This is a genomic window from Variovorax sp. ZS18.2.2 (assembly GCF_024701975.1).
Taxonomy (GTDB): domain Bacteria; phylum Pseudomonadota; class Gammaproteobacteria; order Burkholderiales; family Burkholderiaceae_C; genus Variovorax.
The window spans coordinates 202,249-216,587 of the sequence record NZ_JANLNM010000009.1 but is presented as its reverse complement, the minus strand read 5'-3'; the positions used below and the strand labels follow the sequence as shown (position 1 = coordinate 216,587).

Genomic DNA, 14,339 nt, shown 5'->3' with positions numbered 1-14,339 from the left:
TACGTGTTGCCATGGGTGTTCTCCTCTCAGGCGCCGAGCTGGCGAGCGACGAACGTCGTGCGCAGCGGAAGCTTGGCGGCGGCCAGGCGGAACGCTTCGCGGGCGAGTTCTTCGGGCACGCCGACGATCTCGAACACGATCTTGCCAGGCTGAATTTCAGCGACGTAGTACTCGGGGTTGCCCTTACCGTTACCCATCCGCACTTCGGCGGGCTTGGTCGAGATTGGCTTGTCCGGGAACACGCGGATCCAGATACGGCCACCGCGCTTCACGTGACGTGAAATCGCGCGACGAGCGGCTTCGATCTGGCGCGCTGTGAGGCGGCCGCGGTCGGTGCATTTGAGACCGAAGTCACCGAACGCAACCGAGTTACCCGTGGTTGCGATGCCGGTGTTGCGGCCCTTTTGTTCCTTGCGGAACTTTCTGCGTGCAGGTTGCAGCATTTTTAATACTCCGTAGTTCTAAGACCGATCACTCGGTCTTGGCACCGTCAGCTGCTGCAGCTGGCGCGGCTTTGCGGACGCGCTTAACGGCGGGTTTCGAGTCTGCACCGGCACCGCCGGTTGCTTCGGCGGGCTTGTCGCTGCCATCGGCCGGCGCGGTGTTGCCACCGATCGGGCCGCGGGCGCCGGCACGGGGGCCGGGACCACGGCGATCCGAACCCGGACGGTCGCCACCCGGGCGGCCATCGCGGCGCGGACCGCGCGGACGACGTTCTTCTTCAGGACGCGGCGTTTCGACGGCCGGCAGGTCGTTGCGACCCAGCGTGTCGCCCTTGTAGACCCAGACCTTGACGCCGATGACGCCGTAGGTGGTCTTGGCTTCCGAGGTGCCGTAGTCGATGTCGGCGCGCAGGGTGTGAAGCGGCACGCGACCTTCGCGATACCACTCGCAGCGAGCGATTTCGATGCCGTTCAGGCGGCCCGACGACATGATCTTGATGCCCAGGGCACCCAGACGCATGGCGTTTTGCATGGCGCGCTTCATGGCACGGCGGAACATGATCCGCTTTTCGAGCTGCTGCGTGATGCTGTCGGCGATCAGTTGCGCATCGATTTCGGGCTTGCGCACTTCTTCGATGTTGACCGCAACCGGCACGCCGAGCTGCTTGCCCAGTTCGCGCTTGAGGTTCTCGATGTCTTCGCCCTTCTTGCCGATCACGACGCCCGGACGTGCCGAGTAGATCGTGATGCGAGCGTTCTTGGCGGGACGTTCGATCATGACGCGCGAGACCGAAGCGTTCTTCAGCTTCTTCTTCAGGTATTCGCGAACCTTGATGTCTTCGGCCAGCATGCCCGCGAAATCGCGGTCGCTTGCGTACCAGCGGCTGGACCAGTTACGGGTAACCGCAAGGCGGAACCCGGTTGGGTGGATTTTCTGTCCCATATTTCTTCCAGGCCTTCTTAGTTGCCAACCGTCACGTACACATGGCACGTGGGCTTGCTGATGCGATTGCCGCGACCCTTGGCCCGCGCCGTGAAGCGCTTGAGCGTTGCACCTTGCTCGACGTAGATGGTCTTGACCTTCAGCTCGTCGATATCGGCACCGTCGTTGTGCTCGGCGTTGGCAATCGCCGACTCGAGCACCTTCTTGATGATCACAGCGGCCTTTTTCTGCGTGAACTGCAGAACGTTGAGCGCTTGATCGACCTTCTTGCCGCGGATGAGGTCCGCGACCAGACGGCCCTTGTCGACCGAGAGGCGGACACCGCGGAGGACTGCACGTGTTTCAGACATGGTCGTTCCTTACTTCTTCTGGACTTTTTTGTCCGCGGGGTGCCCCTTGAACGTGCGCGTGAGCGCAAATTCGCCGAGCTTGTGGCCGACCATCTGGTCGGTGATGTACACAGGCACGTGTTGCTTGCCGTTGTGCACGGCGATGGTCAGACCGATGAACTCGGGCAGAACCATCGAACGACGCGACCAGGTCTTGATCGGCTTCTTGTCCTTGGTCGTCACAGCCTTGTCGGCCTTGGCCACCAGGTGGTGGTCGACGAAAGGACCCTTTTTGAGAGAGCGAGTCATGGGCTATCCCTTACTTCTTGCGACGCGACACGATGAAGACCTGCGTGCGCTTGTTGTTACGGGTGCGATAGCCCTTGGTCAGGTTGCCCCATGGGTCGACAGGGTGGCGGCCTTCGCCAGTCTTGCCTTCGCCACCACCGTGCGGGTGGTCGACCGGGTTCATCACCACACCGCGAACGGTCGGGCGAATACCCATGTGACGCTTCACACCGGCCTTGCCGAGTTGGCGCAGGCTGTGCTCTTCGTTGGCCACTTCGCCGATGGTTGCGCGGCATTCGATGTGGATGCGACGCACCTCACCCGAACGCATGCGGACCTGGGCGTAGACGCCTTCACGAGCCAGCAGCGTCGCCGACGTACCGGCGGAACGCGCGATCTGCGCGCCCTTGCCGGGTTGCAGTTCGATGCAGTGGATCGTCGAGCCGACCGGGATGTTGCGGATCGGCAGGGTGTTGCCGGCGCGGATCGGGGCTTCGGCGCCCGACAGCAGCGTTGCACCAGCTTCCAGACCGCGCGGGGCGATGATGTAGCGGCGCTCGCCGTCGGCGTAGCAGACCAGAGCGATGTGGGCGGTGCGGTTCGGGTCGTATTCGATGCGTTCGACCTTGGCCGGGATGCCGTCCTTGTTGCGCACGAAGTCGACAACGCGGTAGTGGTGCTTGGCACCGCCGCCACGATGACGGATCGTGATGTGACCGTTGTTGTTACGGCCGGCCTTCTGGAACTGGGGTTCCAGCAGGGCTGCGTGAGGAGCACCCTTGTGCAGGTGGTCACGCGAAATCTTCACCGCGCCGCGTTGGCCCGGCGAAGTGGGTTTCATCTTGATGACGGCCATGATTAAGCGCCTTCCCCGACGAGGTTGAGCTCTTGACCGGGCTTGAGCGTCACATAGGCCTTGCGAACGTTGTCGCGGCGGCCGATGGACTTGCCAAAGCGCTTGGTCTTGCCCTTGGTGTTGAGCACCGACACGCCCTGGACTTCGACCTTGAACATCAGTTCGACAGCGGCCTTGATCTCGGGCTTGGTGGCGTCTTGCAGCACCTTGAAAGTGACAGCGTTCGACTTCTCGCCGACCATCGTTGCCTTTTCGGACACGATCGGGGCGACCAGCACCGCCATCAGGCGGCCTTCTTCGAACGTACGTTCAGCGGCGGTAGGGTTCACGCGGCTCATGCGAACATCTCCTTGAGCTTGTCGACGGCACCCTTGGTGACCAGCACCTTCTTGTAGTGAACCAGCGACACCGGATCGGCGTAACGGGGTTCGACCACGAGGATGTTGACCAGATTGCGCGAGGCAAGGTACAGGTTTTCGTCGACTTCTTCGGCGATCACGAGCACGGACTCGAGATTCATTGCCTTGAAACGGGCTGCCAGCGGCTTCGTCTTGGGCGAATCCACGGTCAGCGAATCCACCACGGCCAGACGGCCTTCGCGAGCGAGCTGCGAGAAGATGGCGGCCATGCCGGCGCGGTACATCTTCTTGTTGATCTTCTGCGAGAAGTTTTCGTCAGGCATGTTCGGGAAAATCCGGCCACCCCCGCGCCACAGCGGCGAGGACGTCATACCGGCACGGGCGCGGCCCGTTCCCTTTTGCTTGAAAGGCTTCTTGGTCGAGTGCTTGACCTGCTCGCGGTCCTTCTGGGCGCGCGTGCCTTGGCGGGCGTTGGCCTGGAATGCAACGACGATCTGGTGAACCAGGTCTTCGTTGTAGTCACGGCCGAACACGGTCTCGGGGGCGTCGTACTTCGACGCGGCCTGGCCTTGTTCGTTCAGGAGTTCGAGTTGCATTACTTCGCTCCTTCAGCCGCTTGCGGCTTGGCCTTGATGGCGGGACGCACGGTGACGAAGCCACCCTTCGAACCCGGGATCGCGCCCTTGATGAGCAGCAGTTGACGCGCTTCGTCGATGCGGAACACATCGAGGTTTTGCGTTGTCTTGGTCACATCGCCGAGGTGACCCGTCATGCGCTTGCCGGGGAACACGCGACCGGGGTCTTGTGCCATGCCGATCGAGCCGGGAACGTTGTGCGAACGGCTGTTACCGTGCGACGCGCGTTGCGACTTCATGTTGTGGCGCTTGATCGTGCCTGCGAAGCCCTTGCCGATGGAAGTGCCTTGCACGTCCACCTTCTGGCCCACGGAAAACACGCTGCCCGCTGCAATCACGCCGCCAGCCTTGTGCTGACCTGCGGTTTCGGCAGTGACGCGGAATTCCTGGATGATTTCGCCTGCTTCGACACCTGCCTTGGCAAGGTGGCCGGCTTCGGGCTTGGTCACGCGCGATGCTTTGCGCGAACCGAACGTCACCTGCAGGGCGACATAGCCATCGGTCTCTTGGGACTTGATCTGGGTCACACGGTTGTTGGACACATCCACCACCGTGACAGGAACTGCGTCCCCGTCATCGGTGAAGAGACGCATCATCCCCACCTTGCGGCCCAGCAACCCGAGGGAGTTGCTCAGACTCATTTGTTTTCTCCAAAAATGGAAGCTCCCTTCGCCGCTGCCACTTCAATTGGCGACAGCGTTTGGCTGGTTTCCCGGCCTGCGGAAGGAGGTTGATAAATCTCTGCTCGAACTACACCCCTACGGACGCACCAAGGGCAGAGCCAGCGATTATAGCCCGCGATGCGGGCGCCGTGCAAGCGGTGTTGTGGGCCGGATTTTCGGGGTCGATCCGGCCCTTTTTGCCCGTTTTCTGCCTACCTGGCAGGCATCGTGATGATGTTTTCCCCGTCCGGGGTGGATTTCAGCTCGCCAGAGGACTTCAGGACCGGCACCGCCGTGCCGGTCTGGATGGGGATCGAAATGGCGCTCATGGCGCCTTTTTGCGTGATGAAGACGTTGAGGTAGGTGAGCCCTTCGCGCTCACTCACCACGGTAACGGTCGCGGAGGTGCGCCTTGCCCTCGGCAGCGCCAGTGTGTCGCTGCCCGAGACCGTCAGGCCGGCATCGGCGCTGAAACGTACCGTCGCGCCGTCCGGGTCGCTCACACCGCCGAACTCCAGCACGACAGGCGTGCCGCGACCCACTTGCGGCACGGCGTCGAGCCGGAACCGCAGCGTCACGCCGGAGTCGTTCGGCTTGCGCGCCGCCGTCGTCATGGGCGCCTCGCGATGTGAAGTGGACTTGGCATGACGCACACCCGGCACGCCATCGGCCATGGCGGGTGCTGACAAAGCGGCCATTGCAAACCAGGCCAGGAAAATCATCGAACGTGGTCGGATGCTCATGACGGCCCTCCCTATTGAATGGTGACGTTGAAGCACGTCGGTGATCCGGAATTGTTGAGGTCGCTGACAGCCAGAACGTAGTCGCCGGCACCCAGGCTGACCCTGTTGCTGGTTCGCGCGACCAGGCCACCCCGGAAGATATCGAAGTCGGGATTGGCGCCCACGGGACCGCCATTGACCGTGAACTGGTAGTCGCGGTTTGCAGGCGCAGTGAATCGGAGGTATGCGAAGCTGCCAAGCTTGTTGTCATCACCCTCGACATTGGAGACGCATGCTTGGGTCGGCGCGCCGCCCACGGTGGCCGTCCGATACATCGGCTGCACCACGTTCGGGACCGTCGGCAAGCCACCGTTGTTCGTCTCGGTGTCGCCGTAGGGGTCGTTGGCGGTGGTGCTGATGTTTTGCCCGCTCAACAAGCCAGCCAAAGCGGAAGCACTGCCCGGCGTGGTCGCGTTGAAGGCTGCGGTGAAGGGATGGATCGACGAAACCGGAGCGCCGCTCCTGAAAAGGATGCCCGTCATCGCGTCGTGGATGGGCTTGAAGCCGACCTGCTGGTTGAGATTCCAGAAGATCGTCTGGATCGAGCCCTCCCGGTACCACCCCGGATTGGTCGTCGGTCCCACCGAGAGATTCACGTTGCCGCCCCTTGACTGCTGGGCACCCAGCGAATCCACATAGTTGTTTCGCCCGAGTGCAATGCCCGACCAGCCATTGCCCCAGCCCTCGGAAAACGCGAGCCGCCGATCGACCCGCTCGTCCAGCGAATGGGAGCCGCCTGGCGAGTCGTCGCGGCTGAAGGCCGATTGGTAGTAGTGGCCCCATTCATGCGCAATCACGGGCGCATCGAATTCGTCGGTGTCCACATCCTCCCGGCCGAGGACGTAGATCTCGCGACCCGTGCTGCGGTTGATGAAGAAGGTACTCCCGATGTCGCCGGCCGCCACGCTGCCGCCGGCCGGCTTGTTGTTGGGACTCCAGAACACGCGCAGCACCGGGAATGCCGTCGCCGGCGCCACCGACAACACCTTTTGCATCGCCGTGTAGACCGTGTCGAGCACGGCAAACGGCGCAGCCACGCGCTGGCTGGTGTAGCTCGAACCACCCCAGCCGGTGTCGGCGCGCAGATCGCGCGTCAGCGCGGCAGCGCCAGACGCAAACGCCGATGACTGCATGGAGTACAAGGCGCCGCTCTGGGTGTTGTCGCGAACACTCACGTCCCAGCTCGGCAAGGCGCCGGCACGGGTCAGTTGCGCCCTCACGCGCACGACGATCGTCGTGTTCGCCGGCACGGCAACCGAGTACGCCCCACTGTCGTCGGTGGTGGTCACCGCGAGCTGCGCGGAGGAGGTTGCATCGAGCACCTCCAGCATCGCACCGCGCACCGGCTTGACGGACGTCGCGGAATAGACAAGAGGGCCATTCGTGTTCGGAACGGATTCATAGGTGGCCTTGCCGCTCAGAGCAACCAGATTGCCCGGTGGAAGGATCGGAAATCCCCCACCGCCGCCGCCCCCACCACCGCCGCAGCCCGCCAACAGCACGGCAGCAACGCACGCCGCGCCCAACGCAAAAGAGAACTTGTGACTCATAGTTGTGCTGCCCTCGTTTCAGCCCCGGCCGATGCTTGAACGAATTACCGGTGCGAGAGGATGCCATAGCCGCACCGCAAAAAACAAAGCCCGCCTGCATTTCTGCAGGCGGGCTTCGTCAAAACGCGACGCTGGGAGTTCTTACTGTTTACTGCAGCTTGATCTCGACGTCCACGCCGGCCGGCAGGTCGAGCTTCATCAGCGCGTCCACGGTCTTGTCGGTCGGGTCGACGATGTCCATCAGGCGCTGGTGCGTGCGGATCTCGAGCTGGTCGCGCGACGTCTTGTTGACGTGCGGCGAACGCAGGATGTCGAAACGCTTCATGCGGGTCGGCAGGGGCACCGGGCCCTTGACGATCGCGCCGGTGCGCTTGGCGGTGTCAACGATTTCGGCAGCCGATTGGTCGATCAGCTTGTAGTCGAACGCCTTCAGGCGGATGCGGATTTTTTGCTTGGTAGCCATGATGTTTCCTTTGCGTCCGGCTTAGATGTCGAGGATCTTTGCCACGACGCCCGAACCCACGGTACGGCCGCCTTCACGGATGGCGAAGCGCAGGCCCTCTTCCATCGCGATCGGGTTGATCAGCTTGACGGTGATGCTGACGTTGTCGCCAGGCATGACCATTTCCTTGTCCTTGGGCAGCTCGATCGCGCCGGTCACGTCCGTCGTGCGGAAGTAGAACTGCGGACGGTAGTTGTTGAAGAACGGCGTGTGACGGCCACCTTCGTCCTTGGACAGCACATACACCTCGGCGGTGAAGTGCGTGTGCGGCTTGATCGAGCCGGGCTTGCACAGCACTTGGCCGCGCTCGACTTCTTCGCGCTTGGTGCCGCGCAGCAGCACGCCGACGTTGTCGCCAGCCTGACCTTGGTCCAGGAGCTTGCGGAACATTTCCACGCCGGTGCAGGTGGTCTTGACGGTCGGGCGGATGCCGACGATCTCGATTTCTTCACCAACCTTGATCACGCCACGCTCGACAGCGCCGGTCACCACGGTGCCGCGACCCGAGATCGAGAACACGTCTTCGACGGGCATCAGGAACGTGCCGTCCACAGCGCGCTCCGGCGTCGGGATGTACGTGTCCAGCGCTTCGGCCAGCTTCATGATGGCTTCTTCGCCCAGCTTGCCCTTGTCGCCTTCCAGGGCGAGCTTGGCCGAGCCGTGAATGATGGGGGTGTCGTCGCCAGGGAACTCGTACTTGTCCAGCAGCTCGCGCACTTCCATTTCGACCAGCTCGAGCAGCTCGGCGTCGTCGACCATGTCGCACTTGTTCAGGAAAACGATGATGTAACCCACGCCCACCTGGCGAGCCAGCAGGATGTGTTCACGGGTCTGGGGCATCGGGCCGTCAGCGGCCGAGCACACCAGGATGGCGCCGTCCATCTGGGCGGCGCCGGTGATCATGTTCTTCACATAGTCGGCGTGGCCAGGGCAGTCCACGTGTGCGTAGTGGCGGTTGGCCGTTTCGTACTCGACGTGCGCGGTGTTGATCGTGATGCCGCGGGCCTTTTCTTCGGGCGCTGCGTCGATCTGGTCGTAAGCCTTGGCTTCGCCGCCGAACTTGGACGACAGAACGGTTGCGATCGCAGCCGTCAGCGTCGTCTTGCCGTGGTCAACGTGACCGATCGTGCCCACGTTCACGTGCGGCTTGGTGCGGGTGAATTTACCTTTTGCCATTTTTCAATCCTTGAAAGAGCATTCCCGTGTATTGGTTTTATGTCTGCACCCAATTGCTGGTTCGCCTCGCACGGGAACGCGGCGGCACCGGATCGCAGACAAAGAGAGCCACGCACTGCGTGGCCCTGCATTCTTCAAAACTTACTTGGCGCGTGCAGCGACGATCGCTTCAGCAACGTTGCGCGGAGCTTCAGCGTAGTGCTTGAACTCCATCGTGTACGTGGCGCGGCCTTGCGACATCGAACGCAGCGTGGTCGAGTAGCCGAACATTTCCGACAGCGGCACTTCGGCCTTGATGGCCTTGCCGCCACCGATCATGTCTTCCATGCCCTGCACCATGCCGCGGCGTGAGGACAGGTCGCCCATCACGTTGCCGGCGTAGTCTTCAGGCGTTTCGACTTCCACGGCCATCATCGGCTCCAGGATCACGGGGCTGGCCTTGCGGGCGCCTTCCTTGAAACCGAAGATCGCGGCCATCTTGAACGCCATTTCGTTCGAGTCCACGTCGTGGTACGAGCCGAAATGCAGCGTGACCTTGACGTCGACGACGGGGTAGCCCGCCAGCACGCCTTGCGTCAGCGCTTCCACAACGCCCTTTTCCACCGCGGGGATGTATTCGCGAGGAACCACACCGCCCTTGATGGCGTCGACGAACTCGAAGCCCTTGCCCGCTTCCTGCGGCTCGAGCTTCAGGATCACGTGACCGTACTGGCCCTTGCCGCCCGACTGGCGAACGAACTTGCCTTCGGCATCTTCGACCGTCTTGCGGATCGTTTCGCGGTAGGCCACTTGCGGCTTGCCCACGTTGGCTTCCACGCCGAACTCGCGCTTCATGCGGTCCACGATGATTTCAAGGTGGAGCTCGCCCATGCCGGCGATGATGGTCTGGCCCGATTCTTCGTCGGTCTTGACGCGGAACGACGGGTCTTCCTGTGCCAGGCGTTGCAGGGCGATGCCCATCTTTTCCTGGTCGACCTTGGTCTTCGGCTCCACGGCTTGCGAGATCACCGACTCCGGGAACACCATGCGCTCGAGCGTCAGGATGGCTGCGGGATCGCACAGGGTTTCGCCCGTGGTCACTTCCTTCAGGCCGATACAGGCAGCGATGTCGCCGGCGCGAATTTCGCTCACTTCGACGCGGTTGTTGGCGTGCATCTGCACGATCCGGCCAATGCGCTCTTTTTTGCCACGCACCGGGTTGTAGACGCTGTCGCCCTTGGTCAGCACGCCGGAGTAGACGCGCACGAAGGTCAGCTGGCCGACGAACGGGTCGGTCATGAGCTTGAATGCGAGCGCGGAGAACTTCTCGGAGTCGTCGGCCTTGCGGGTCGTCGGCACTTCGTCTTCGTCCATGCCCTTGACCGGCGGAATGTCGGTCGGTGCGGGCATGTATTCGACGACGGCGTCGAGCATGGCCTGCACGCCCTTGTTCTTGAAGGCCGAGCCGCACAGCATCGGCTGGATTTCGCCGGCGATGGTGCGTTGGCGGATCGCAGCCTTGATTTCGACTTCGGTCAGCTCATTGCCTTCGAGGTACTTGTTCATGAGCTCTTCGCTCGCTTCGGCAGCGGCTTCGACGAGCTTTTCGCGGTACTCGGCGCACACGTCGGCCAGGTCGGCCGGGATTTCGCCGTACTTGAAGGTCACACCCTTTTCTTCGTCCCAGATGATCGACTTCATCTTGACGAGGTCGACGATGCCCTGGAAGCGCTCTTCGGCGCCGATCGGGATCTGGATCACGACGGGGTTGGCCTTCAGGCGATCCACCATCATCTGGCGCACACGCAGGAAGTCGGCGCCGGTGCGGTCCATCTTGTTGACGAACGCGAGGCGCGGAACCTTGTACTTGTTGGCCTGGCGCCAGACGGTTTCGGACTGGGGCTGCACGCCGCCGACCGCGTCGTACACCATGACGGCGCCGTCCAGCACGCGCATCGAGCGCTCGACTTCAATGGTGAAGTCCACGTGGCCGGGGGTGTCGATGATGTTGATGCGGTGTTCGTCGAACGTGCCCGCCATGCCCTTCCAGAAGCAGGTGGTGGCAGCCGAGGTGATCGTGATGCCGCGCTCTTGCTCTTGCTCCATCCAGTCCATCGTGGCGGCGCCATCGTGCACTTCACCGATCTTGTGGTTCACACCGGTGTAGAACAGGATGCGCTCGGTCGTCGTGGTCTTGCCGGCGTCGATGTGCGCGGAGATGCCGATGTTGCGGTAGCGCTCGATGGGGGTCTTGCGAGACATGATTTACTTTCGGGTTAAATGCGTTGAGCGCTGGGCCCTGAGCCCGGACGACATCGCCCGGCACTCAACACCCAACGCCCAAGCGAAGTTTGATTTTTAGAAGCGGAAGTGGCTGAAGGCGCGGTTGGCTTCTGCCATGCGGTGCACTTCGTCGCGCTTCTTCATGGCGCCGCCACGGCCTTCCGTGGCTTCCATGAGTTCGTTGGCCAGACGCAGGGCCATCGACTTTTCGCCGCGCTTGCGAGCGGCTTCCTTGATCCAGCGCATCGACAGAGCGAGGCGACGGACAGGGCGGACTTCGACCGGCACCTGGTAGTTCGCACCACCGACGCGGCGCGACTTCACTTCGACCATCGGCTTCACGTTGTTGATGGCAACGGTGAAAGCTTCGAGCGGGTCCTTGTCAGGGTTCTTCTTTTCGATGAAGTCGAGCGCGCCATAAATGATGCGCTCGGCGATCGCCTTCTTGCCGCCTTCCATGATCACGTTCATGAATTTCGACAGCTCGACATTGCCGTACTTGGGATCCGGCAGGATTTCACGTTTGGGGACTTCGCGACGACGTGGCATTTTTCTAACCTCTTTGCTTCAGTTGGCACCGCTTCCGGCACCGCGAGAGCCAATCAGGACTCTCACTTACTCGACCCGGGATTGGGTCACTTCGTTCGATGTACCCGCCAAGGTAACCGAACACCGTTTGTTTTTGACGACAGGAAGAAGGCTTAAGCCTTCTTGGGACGCTTCGCGCCGTACTTGGAGCGCGACTGCTTGCGGTCTTTCACGCCTTGCAAGTCGAGCGAACCGCGCACGATGTGGTAGCGAACACCGGGCAAGTCCTTGACACGACCGCCGCGAACCAGCACGACGCTGTGTTCCTGCAGGTTGTGGCCTTCGCCGCCGATGTAGGAGATGACTTCGAAGCCATTGGTCAGACGGACCTTGGCAACTTTACGAAGCGCCGAGTTGGGCTTCTTTGGCGTCGTGGTGTAGACGCGGGTGCAGACACCGCGACGTTGCGGCGAGTTCTGCATGGCAGGGCTCTTCGAATTGATCTTTTCGACCGTTCGACCCTGACGCACCAGTTGATTGATGGTTGGCATGAATGAATTAGTCCCAAAACAACCCGGCCTTGGCTGTGAAACCGTCCTTGTCCTTGACGTGACGCAAGGCGAGGAAGCCGGGAATAACGAAAACGTGAAACCCTTCGGAAAATTCCGAAAAGCCCACGAGTATAGCAGGCGAGCTTGAAACGGCAAGGTCAGGCGCAGCCAGCGCGTGCTGGCGGCTCCGCTTGCCCAGCCCTTCTATTTGATCCAGAGGCGGATGGCGTCCCAGGCACGGCCGAAAACACCCGCCTGCTCGACCGCTTCCAGGGCCACCAGCGGCACATCGGCCACCGGCTGGTCGTCCAGCGTCACCTTGAGGGAGCCCACGGCCTGGTACTTGATGAACGGCGCCACCAGCGGGTCAGGGCGCGCCACCTGGGTCTTGATCTTGCTGGCGGAGCCGGCGGGGACCGCGACGACGATGGCTTCCGGGCGGCCCAGCTTCAGCACGTTTTCCTTGCCCTTCCAGACCGCGGGCGTGGCGGCCGGCTGGCCGGCGTCGAACAGGCGGACGGCGTCGTAGGCCGTGTAGCCCCAGTTCAGCAGCTTCTGCGATTCATTGGCGCGCACGGTCTCGCTCGAGGCACCCAGCACGATCGAAAGCAGGCGGCGGCCGCCGGTCAGGTTCGGGAAATCGCGCTTGGCGGTGGCGATCATGCAGTAGCCGGCGGCTTCGGTATGGCCGGTCTTCAGGCCATCGACGGTCGGATCGCGGAACAGCAGCAGGTTGCGGTTGGTGTCGTTGGTCGACGGCGTGCCCGGGTAGCGGTACTTTTTGATGGCGTAGTACTTGGCTTCCTCCGGGAAGTCACGCACCAGCCGGGTCGCCAGGATGCTCAGGTCGCGAGCCGTGGTGGTGTGGCCGGGCGCCGTGAGGCCCTCGGGGTTCTTGTAGCTGGTGTTCTTCATGCCCAGCGCCTTGGCTTGGGCATTCATGAGTTCGACGAAATGCTCGACCGTGCCACCCACGCCTTCGGCCAGCGCCACCGTGGCGTCGTTGCCCGACTGCACGATCAGGCCCTTGATCAGGTCTTCGACCGGCACCTGCATCTTCGGGTCGATGAACATGCGGGAACCCGGCATCTTCCAGGCGCGCGGGCTGACCGGGAAGGTCTGGGTCAGCGTGATCTTCTTGGCGCGCAGCGCGTCGAACACGATGTAGGCCGACATCAACTTGGTGAGCGAAGCCGGCTCCACCGGGCTGTCGATGTCCTTCTGCGCAAGGATCTGGTTCGCGGTCACGTCCAGCAGCAGGTAGCTGCGCGCGGCGACTTCGGGCGGTGCCGGCACTTGAGCGGCGGCGATCACGCCGACCGAGGCAGCGGCAGTCAGCACCAGTGCGCGGAGCGCATTGAAAAAACGATTCATGGGGAGGATGAGAAGAGACGAAAACAAGCCCGTGAGGCTTTCATTCAATGCCCGCGCGGAGGTGGCGGGCAACCAGACTTTTGAGCAGCGGCAATTGTCCGTGAAAGAAATGGCCGCCCCCGGGAATAACCGTGACAGGAAGTGACTGTGGCCGCGCCCAATCCATCACGGCGGCGAGCGGCACGGTGTCGTCGGCTTCGCCATGGACCACCAGCATGCGATCGTGGGCTTCGACCGGCAGCGTGGCGACGGTGTTGCGCGCGGCAGCCGTGCCGATCAGCACAATCTGCTGGATATCGCGCACGGTCCAGAGTCGTTCAGCTGCACCGGTCGCGACGAAGGCACCGAACGAAAAGCCGGCGATGGCCAGGGGGCCTTCGGGCGCGAGCTGGCCGACGACATTCAGCATGTCTTCCAGCTCGCCGCGCCCTTCGTCGTGCACCCCTTCGCTGGCGCCGACGCCGCGAAAGTTAAAGCGCACCGTCGTCCAGCCGCACGACACGAAGGCGCGCGCCAGGGTCTGCACGACCTTGTTGTCCATCGTGCCGCCGAACAGCGGATGCGGATGGGCGATCACCGCGATGCCGCGCGGGGTGCCGGCAGGCTGGTCGCGCTGCACCTCGATCGCGCCGGCAGCGCCCTGGAGGCTGATCTTTTCGGTCTGGGAGTTCATGGCTGGAGGGGTGAGCGGGCCGGCAGCGCCGGTCGGGAGCACGGTACGAGCGAAGCGTCCGCGAGAAAGTTCAGCGTCCGACGTCGGCGGGCAGCAGGAGCCGCTCGACGACCTCGCCATTCTTCAGGTGCGACTCGACGATCTCGTCGATGTCGTCGGCATCGACGAAGGTGTACCAGACGGCTTCCGGGTACACCACCGCCACCGGTCCGCCGGCGCAGCGGTCCAGGCACCCCGCCTTGTTGACCCGCACCTTGCCGGGCCCGGAGAGCCCGGCCTCCTTCACCTTCGCCTTGCAGCGATCGAAGCCTTCCTGCGCGTTGTGCATGGCACAGGAGTCTTCGCCGTTCTTGCGCTCGTTGAGGCAGAAGAAGATGTGGCGGCCGTAGTAGCCGGACGGCGCGGCGGGGGTGGAACTGGGCATCG

At 62.8% G+C, this 14,339-nt stretch carries 18 protein-coding genes; all 18 read right to left on the bottom strand.

Annotated features, from left to right (window positions below; all coding sequences use genetic code 11):
• Positions 1 to 26: 26 nt before the first annotated feature.
• Positions 27 to 443, bottom strand: a complete 417-nt coding sequence (rplP, locus tag NU688_RS28375) for a 50S ribosomal protein L16 (RefSeq protein ID WP_007838137.1) — start codon at positions 441 to 443, stop codon at positions 27 to 29.
• 28 nt (positions 444 to 471) lie between these two features.
• Complete coding sequence (gene rpsC / locus NU688_RS28370) at positions 472 to 1,386, bottom strand: 30S ribosomal protein S3 (protein WP_013543940.1); 915 nt, start codon at positions 1,384 to 1,386, stop codon at positions 472 to 474.
• Between the two features lie 17 nt (positions 1,387 to 1,403).
• Positions 1,404 to 1,736 (bottom strand): 50S ribosomal protein L22, encoded by a 333-nt coding sequence (rplV, locus tag NU688_RS28365; RefSeq protein ID WP_007838134.1) that lies wholly within the window; start codon positions 1,734 to 1,736, stop codon positions 1,404 to 1,406.
• Between the two features lie 9 nt (positions 1,737 to 1,745).
• On the bottom strand, positions 1,746 to 2,024 hold the full coding sequence (gene rpsS / locus NU688_RS28360) for a 30S ribosomal protein S19 (RefSeq protein WP_007838132.1): 279 nt from the start codon (positions 2,022 to 2,024) through the stop codon (positions 1,746 to 1,748).
• Between the two features lie 10 nt (positions 2,025 to 2,034).
• Entirely contained in the window at positions 2,035 to 2,859 is an 825-nt protein-coding gene (gene rplB / locus NU688_RS28355) for a 50S ribosomal protein L2 (protein WP_042578708.1), read from the bottom strand.
• Positions 2,860 to 2,861: 2 nt separating this feature from the next.
• A complete protein-coding gene (gene rplW / locus NU688_RS28350; protein WP_007838129.1) occupies positions 2,862 to 3,197 on the bottom strand; it encodes a 50S ribosomal protein L23 in 336 nt (111 codons plus the stop codon).
• Positions 3,194 to 3,814 (bottom strand): 50S ribosomal protein L4, encoded by a 621-nt coding sequence (gene rplD / locus NU688_RS28345; protein WP_013543942.1) that lies wholly within the window; start codon positions 3,812 to 3,814, stop codon positions 3,194 to 3,196. Before rplD ends, rplW begins: the two co-directional genes overlap by 4 nt.
• Complete coding sequence (rplC, locus tag NU688_RS28340) at positions 3,814 to 4,494, bottom strand: 50S ribosomal protein L3 (RefSeq protein WP_093443820.1); 681 nt, start codon at positions 4,492 to 4,494, stop codon at positions 3,814 to 3,816. Before rplC ends, rplD begins: the two co-directional genes overlap by 1 nt.
• A 233-nt stretch (positions 4,495 to 4,727) precedes the next feature.
• Positions 4,728 to 5,258, bottom strand: a complete 531-nt coding sequence (locus NU688_RS28335; RefSeq protein WP_257864174.1) for a hypothetical protein — start codon at positions 5,256 to 5,258, stop codon at positions 4,728 to 4,730.
• Between the two features lie 11 nt (positions 5,259 to 5,269).
• The gene (locus NU688_RS28330; protein ID WP_257864173.1) at positions 5,270 to 6,847 is read right to left on the bottom strand and encodes a hypothetical protein; all 1,578 of its coding nucleotides are present in this window, start codon (positions 6,845 to 6,847) and stop codon (positions 5,270 to 5,272) included.
• A 148-nt stretch (positions 6,848 to 6,995) separates the two neighbouring features.
• Entirely contained in the window at positions 6,996 to 7,310 is a 315-nt protein-coding gene (rpsJ, locus tag NU688_RS28325) for a 30S ribosomal protein S10 (protein WP_007838118.1), read from the bottom strand.
• 21 nt (positions 7,311 to 7,331) lie between these two features.
• The gene (gene tuf, locus NU688_RS28320) at positions 7,332 to 8,525 is read right to left on the bottom strand and encodes an elongation factor Tu (protein ID WP_257864172.1); all 1,194 of its coding nucleotides are present in this window, start codon (positions 8,523 to 8,525) and stop codon (positions 7,332 to 7,334) included.
• 141 nt (positions 8,526 to 8,666) lie between these two features.
• Entirely contained in the window at positions 8,667 to 10,766 is a 2,100-nt protein-coding gene (fusA, locus tag NU688_RS28315; protein ID WP_257864171.1) for an elongation factor G, read from the bottom strand.
• Between the two features lie 96 nt (positions 10,767 to 10,862).
• Positions 10,863 to 11,336, bottom strand: a complete 474-nt coding sequence (gene rpsG / locus NU688_RS28310; protein ID WP_013543947.1) for a 30S ribosomal protein S7 — start codon at positions 11,334 to 11,336, stop codon at positions 10,863 to 10,865.
• A gap of 152 nt (positions 11,337 to 11,488) precedes the next feature.
• Entirely contained in the window at positions 11,489 to 11,866 is a 378-nt protein-coding gene (gene rpsL / locus NU688_RS28305; RefSeq protein ID WP_013543948.1) for a 30S ribosomal protein S12, read from the bottom strand.
• Positions 11,867 to 12,070: 204 nt separating this feature from the next.
• Positions 12,071 to 13,240 (bottom strand): D-alanyl-D-alanine carboxypeptidase family protein, encoded by a 1,170-nt coding sequence (locus NU688_RS28300; protein ID WP_257864170.1) that lies wholly within the window; start codon positions 13,238 to 13,240, stop codon positions 12,071 to 12,073.
• Positions 13,241 to 13,280: 40 nt separating this feature from the next.
• Positions 13,281 to 13,913 (bottom strand): alpha/beta hydrolase, encoded by a 633-nt coding sequence (locus NU688_RS28295; protein WP_257864169.1) that lies wholly within the window; start codon positions 13,911 to 13,913, stop codon positions 13,281 to 13,283.
• Between the two features lie 70 nt (positions 13,914 to 13,983).
• On the bottom strand, positions 13,984 to 14,337 hold the full coding sequence (locus NU688_RS28290; RefSeq protein ID WP_257864168.1) for a ferredoxin: 354 nt from the start codon (positions 14,335 to 14,337) through the stop codon (positions 13,984 to 13,986).
• Positions 14,338 to 14,339: the final 2 nt, after the last annotated feature.

Bases quoted from the DNA above. Each gene is read 5' to 3' on its own strand.
- NU688_RS28335 (WP_257864174.1), bottom strand. From the start codon at position 5,258: ATGAGCATCCGACCACGTTCGATGATTTTCCTGGCCTGGTTTGCAATG.
- NU688_RS28290 (WP_257864168.1), bottom strand. From the start codon at position 14,337: ATGCCCAGTTCCACCCCCGCCGCGCCGTCCGGCTACTACGGCCGCCAC.
- rplC (WP_093443820.1), bottom strand. From the start codon at position 4,494: ATGAGTCTGAGCAACTCCCTCGGGTTGCTGGGCCGCAAGGTGGGGATG.
- rplW (WP_007838129.1), bottom strand. From the start codon at position 3,197: ATGAGCCGCGTGAACCCTACCGCCGCTGAACGTACGTTCGAAGAAGGC.
- tuf (WP_257864172.1), bottom strand. From the start codon at position 8,525: ATGGCAAAAGGTAAATTCACCCGCACCAAGCCGCACGTGAACGTGGGC.
- rpsG (WP_013543947.1), bottom strand. From the start codon at position 11,336: ATGCCACGTCGTCGCGAAGTCCCCAAACGTGAAATCCTGCCGGATCCC.
- rpsS (WP_007838132.1), bottom strand. From the start codon at position 2,024: ATGACTCGCTCTCTCAAAAAGGGTCCTTTCGTCGACCACCACCTGGTG.
- rplV (WP_007838134.1), bottom strand. From the start codon at position 1,736: ATGTCTGAAACACGTGCAGTCCTCCGCGGTGTCCGCCTCTCGGTCGAC.
- rplP (WP_007838137.1), bottom strand. From the start codon at position 443: ATGCTGCAACCTGCACGCAGAAAGTTCCGCAAGGAACAAAAGGGCCGC.
- rplD (WP_013543942.1), bottom strand. From the start codon at position 3,814: ATGCAACTCGAACTCCTGAACGAACAAGGCCAGGCCGCGTCGAAGTAC.
- NU688_RS28295 (WP_257864169.1), bottom strand. From the start codon at position 13,913: ATGAACTCCCAGACCGAAAAGATCAGCCTCCAGGGCGCTGCCGGCGCG.
- rplB (WP_042578708.1), bottom strand. From the start codon at position 2,859: ATGGCCGTCATCAAGATGAAACCCACTTCGCCGGGCCAACGCGGCGCG.
- rpsL (WP_013543948.1), bottom strand. From the start codon at position 11,866: ATGCCAACCATCAATCAACTGGTGCGTCAGGGTCGAACGGTCGAAAAG.
- fusA (WP_257864171.1), bottom strand. From the start codon at position 10,766: ATGTCTCGCAAGACCCCCATCGAGCGCTACCGCAACATCGGCATCTCC.
- NU688_RS28330 (WP_257864173.1), bottom strand. From the start codon at position 6,847: ATGAGTCACAAGTTCTCTTTTGCGTTGGGCGCGGCGTGCGTTGCTGCC.
- NU688_RS28300 (WP_257864170.1), bottom strand. From the start codon at position 13,240: ATGAATCGTTTTTTCAATGCGCTCCGCGCACTGGTGCTGACTGCCGCT.
- rpsC (WP_013543940.1), bottom strand. From the start codon at position 1,386: ATGGGACAGAAAATCCACCCAACCGGGTTCCGCCTTGCGGTTACCCGT.
- rpsJ (WP_007838118.1), bottom strand. From the start codon at position 7,310: ATGGCTACCAAGCAAAAAATCCGCATCCGCCTGAAGGCGTTCGACTAC.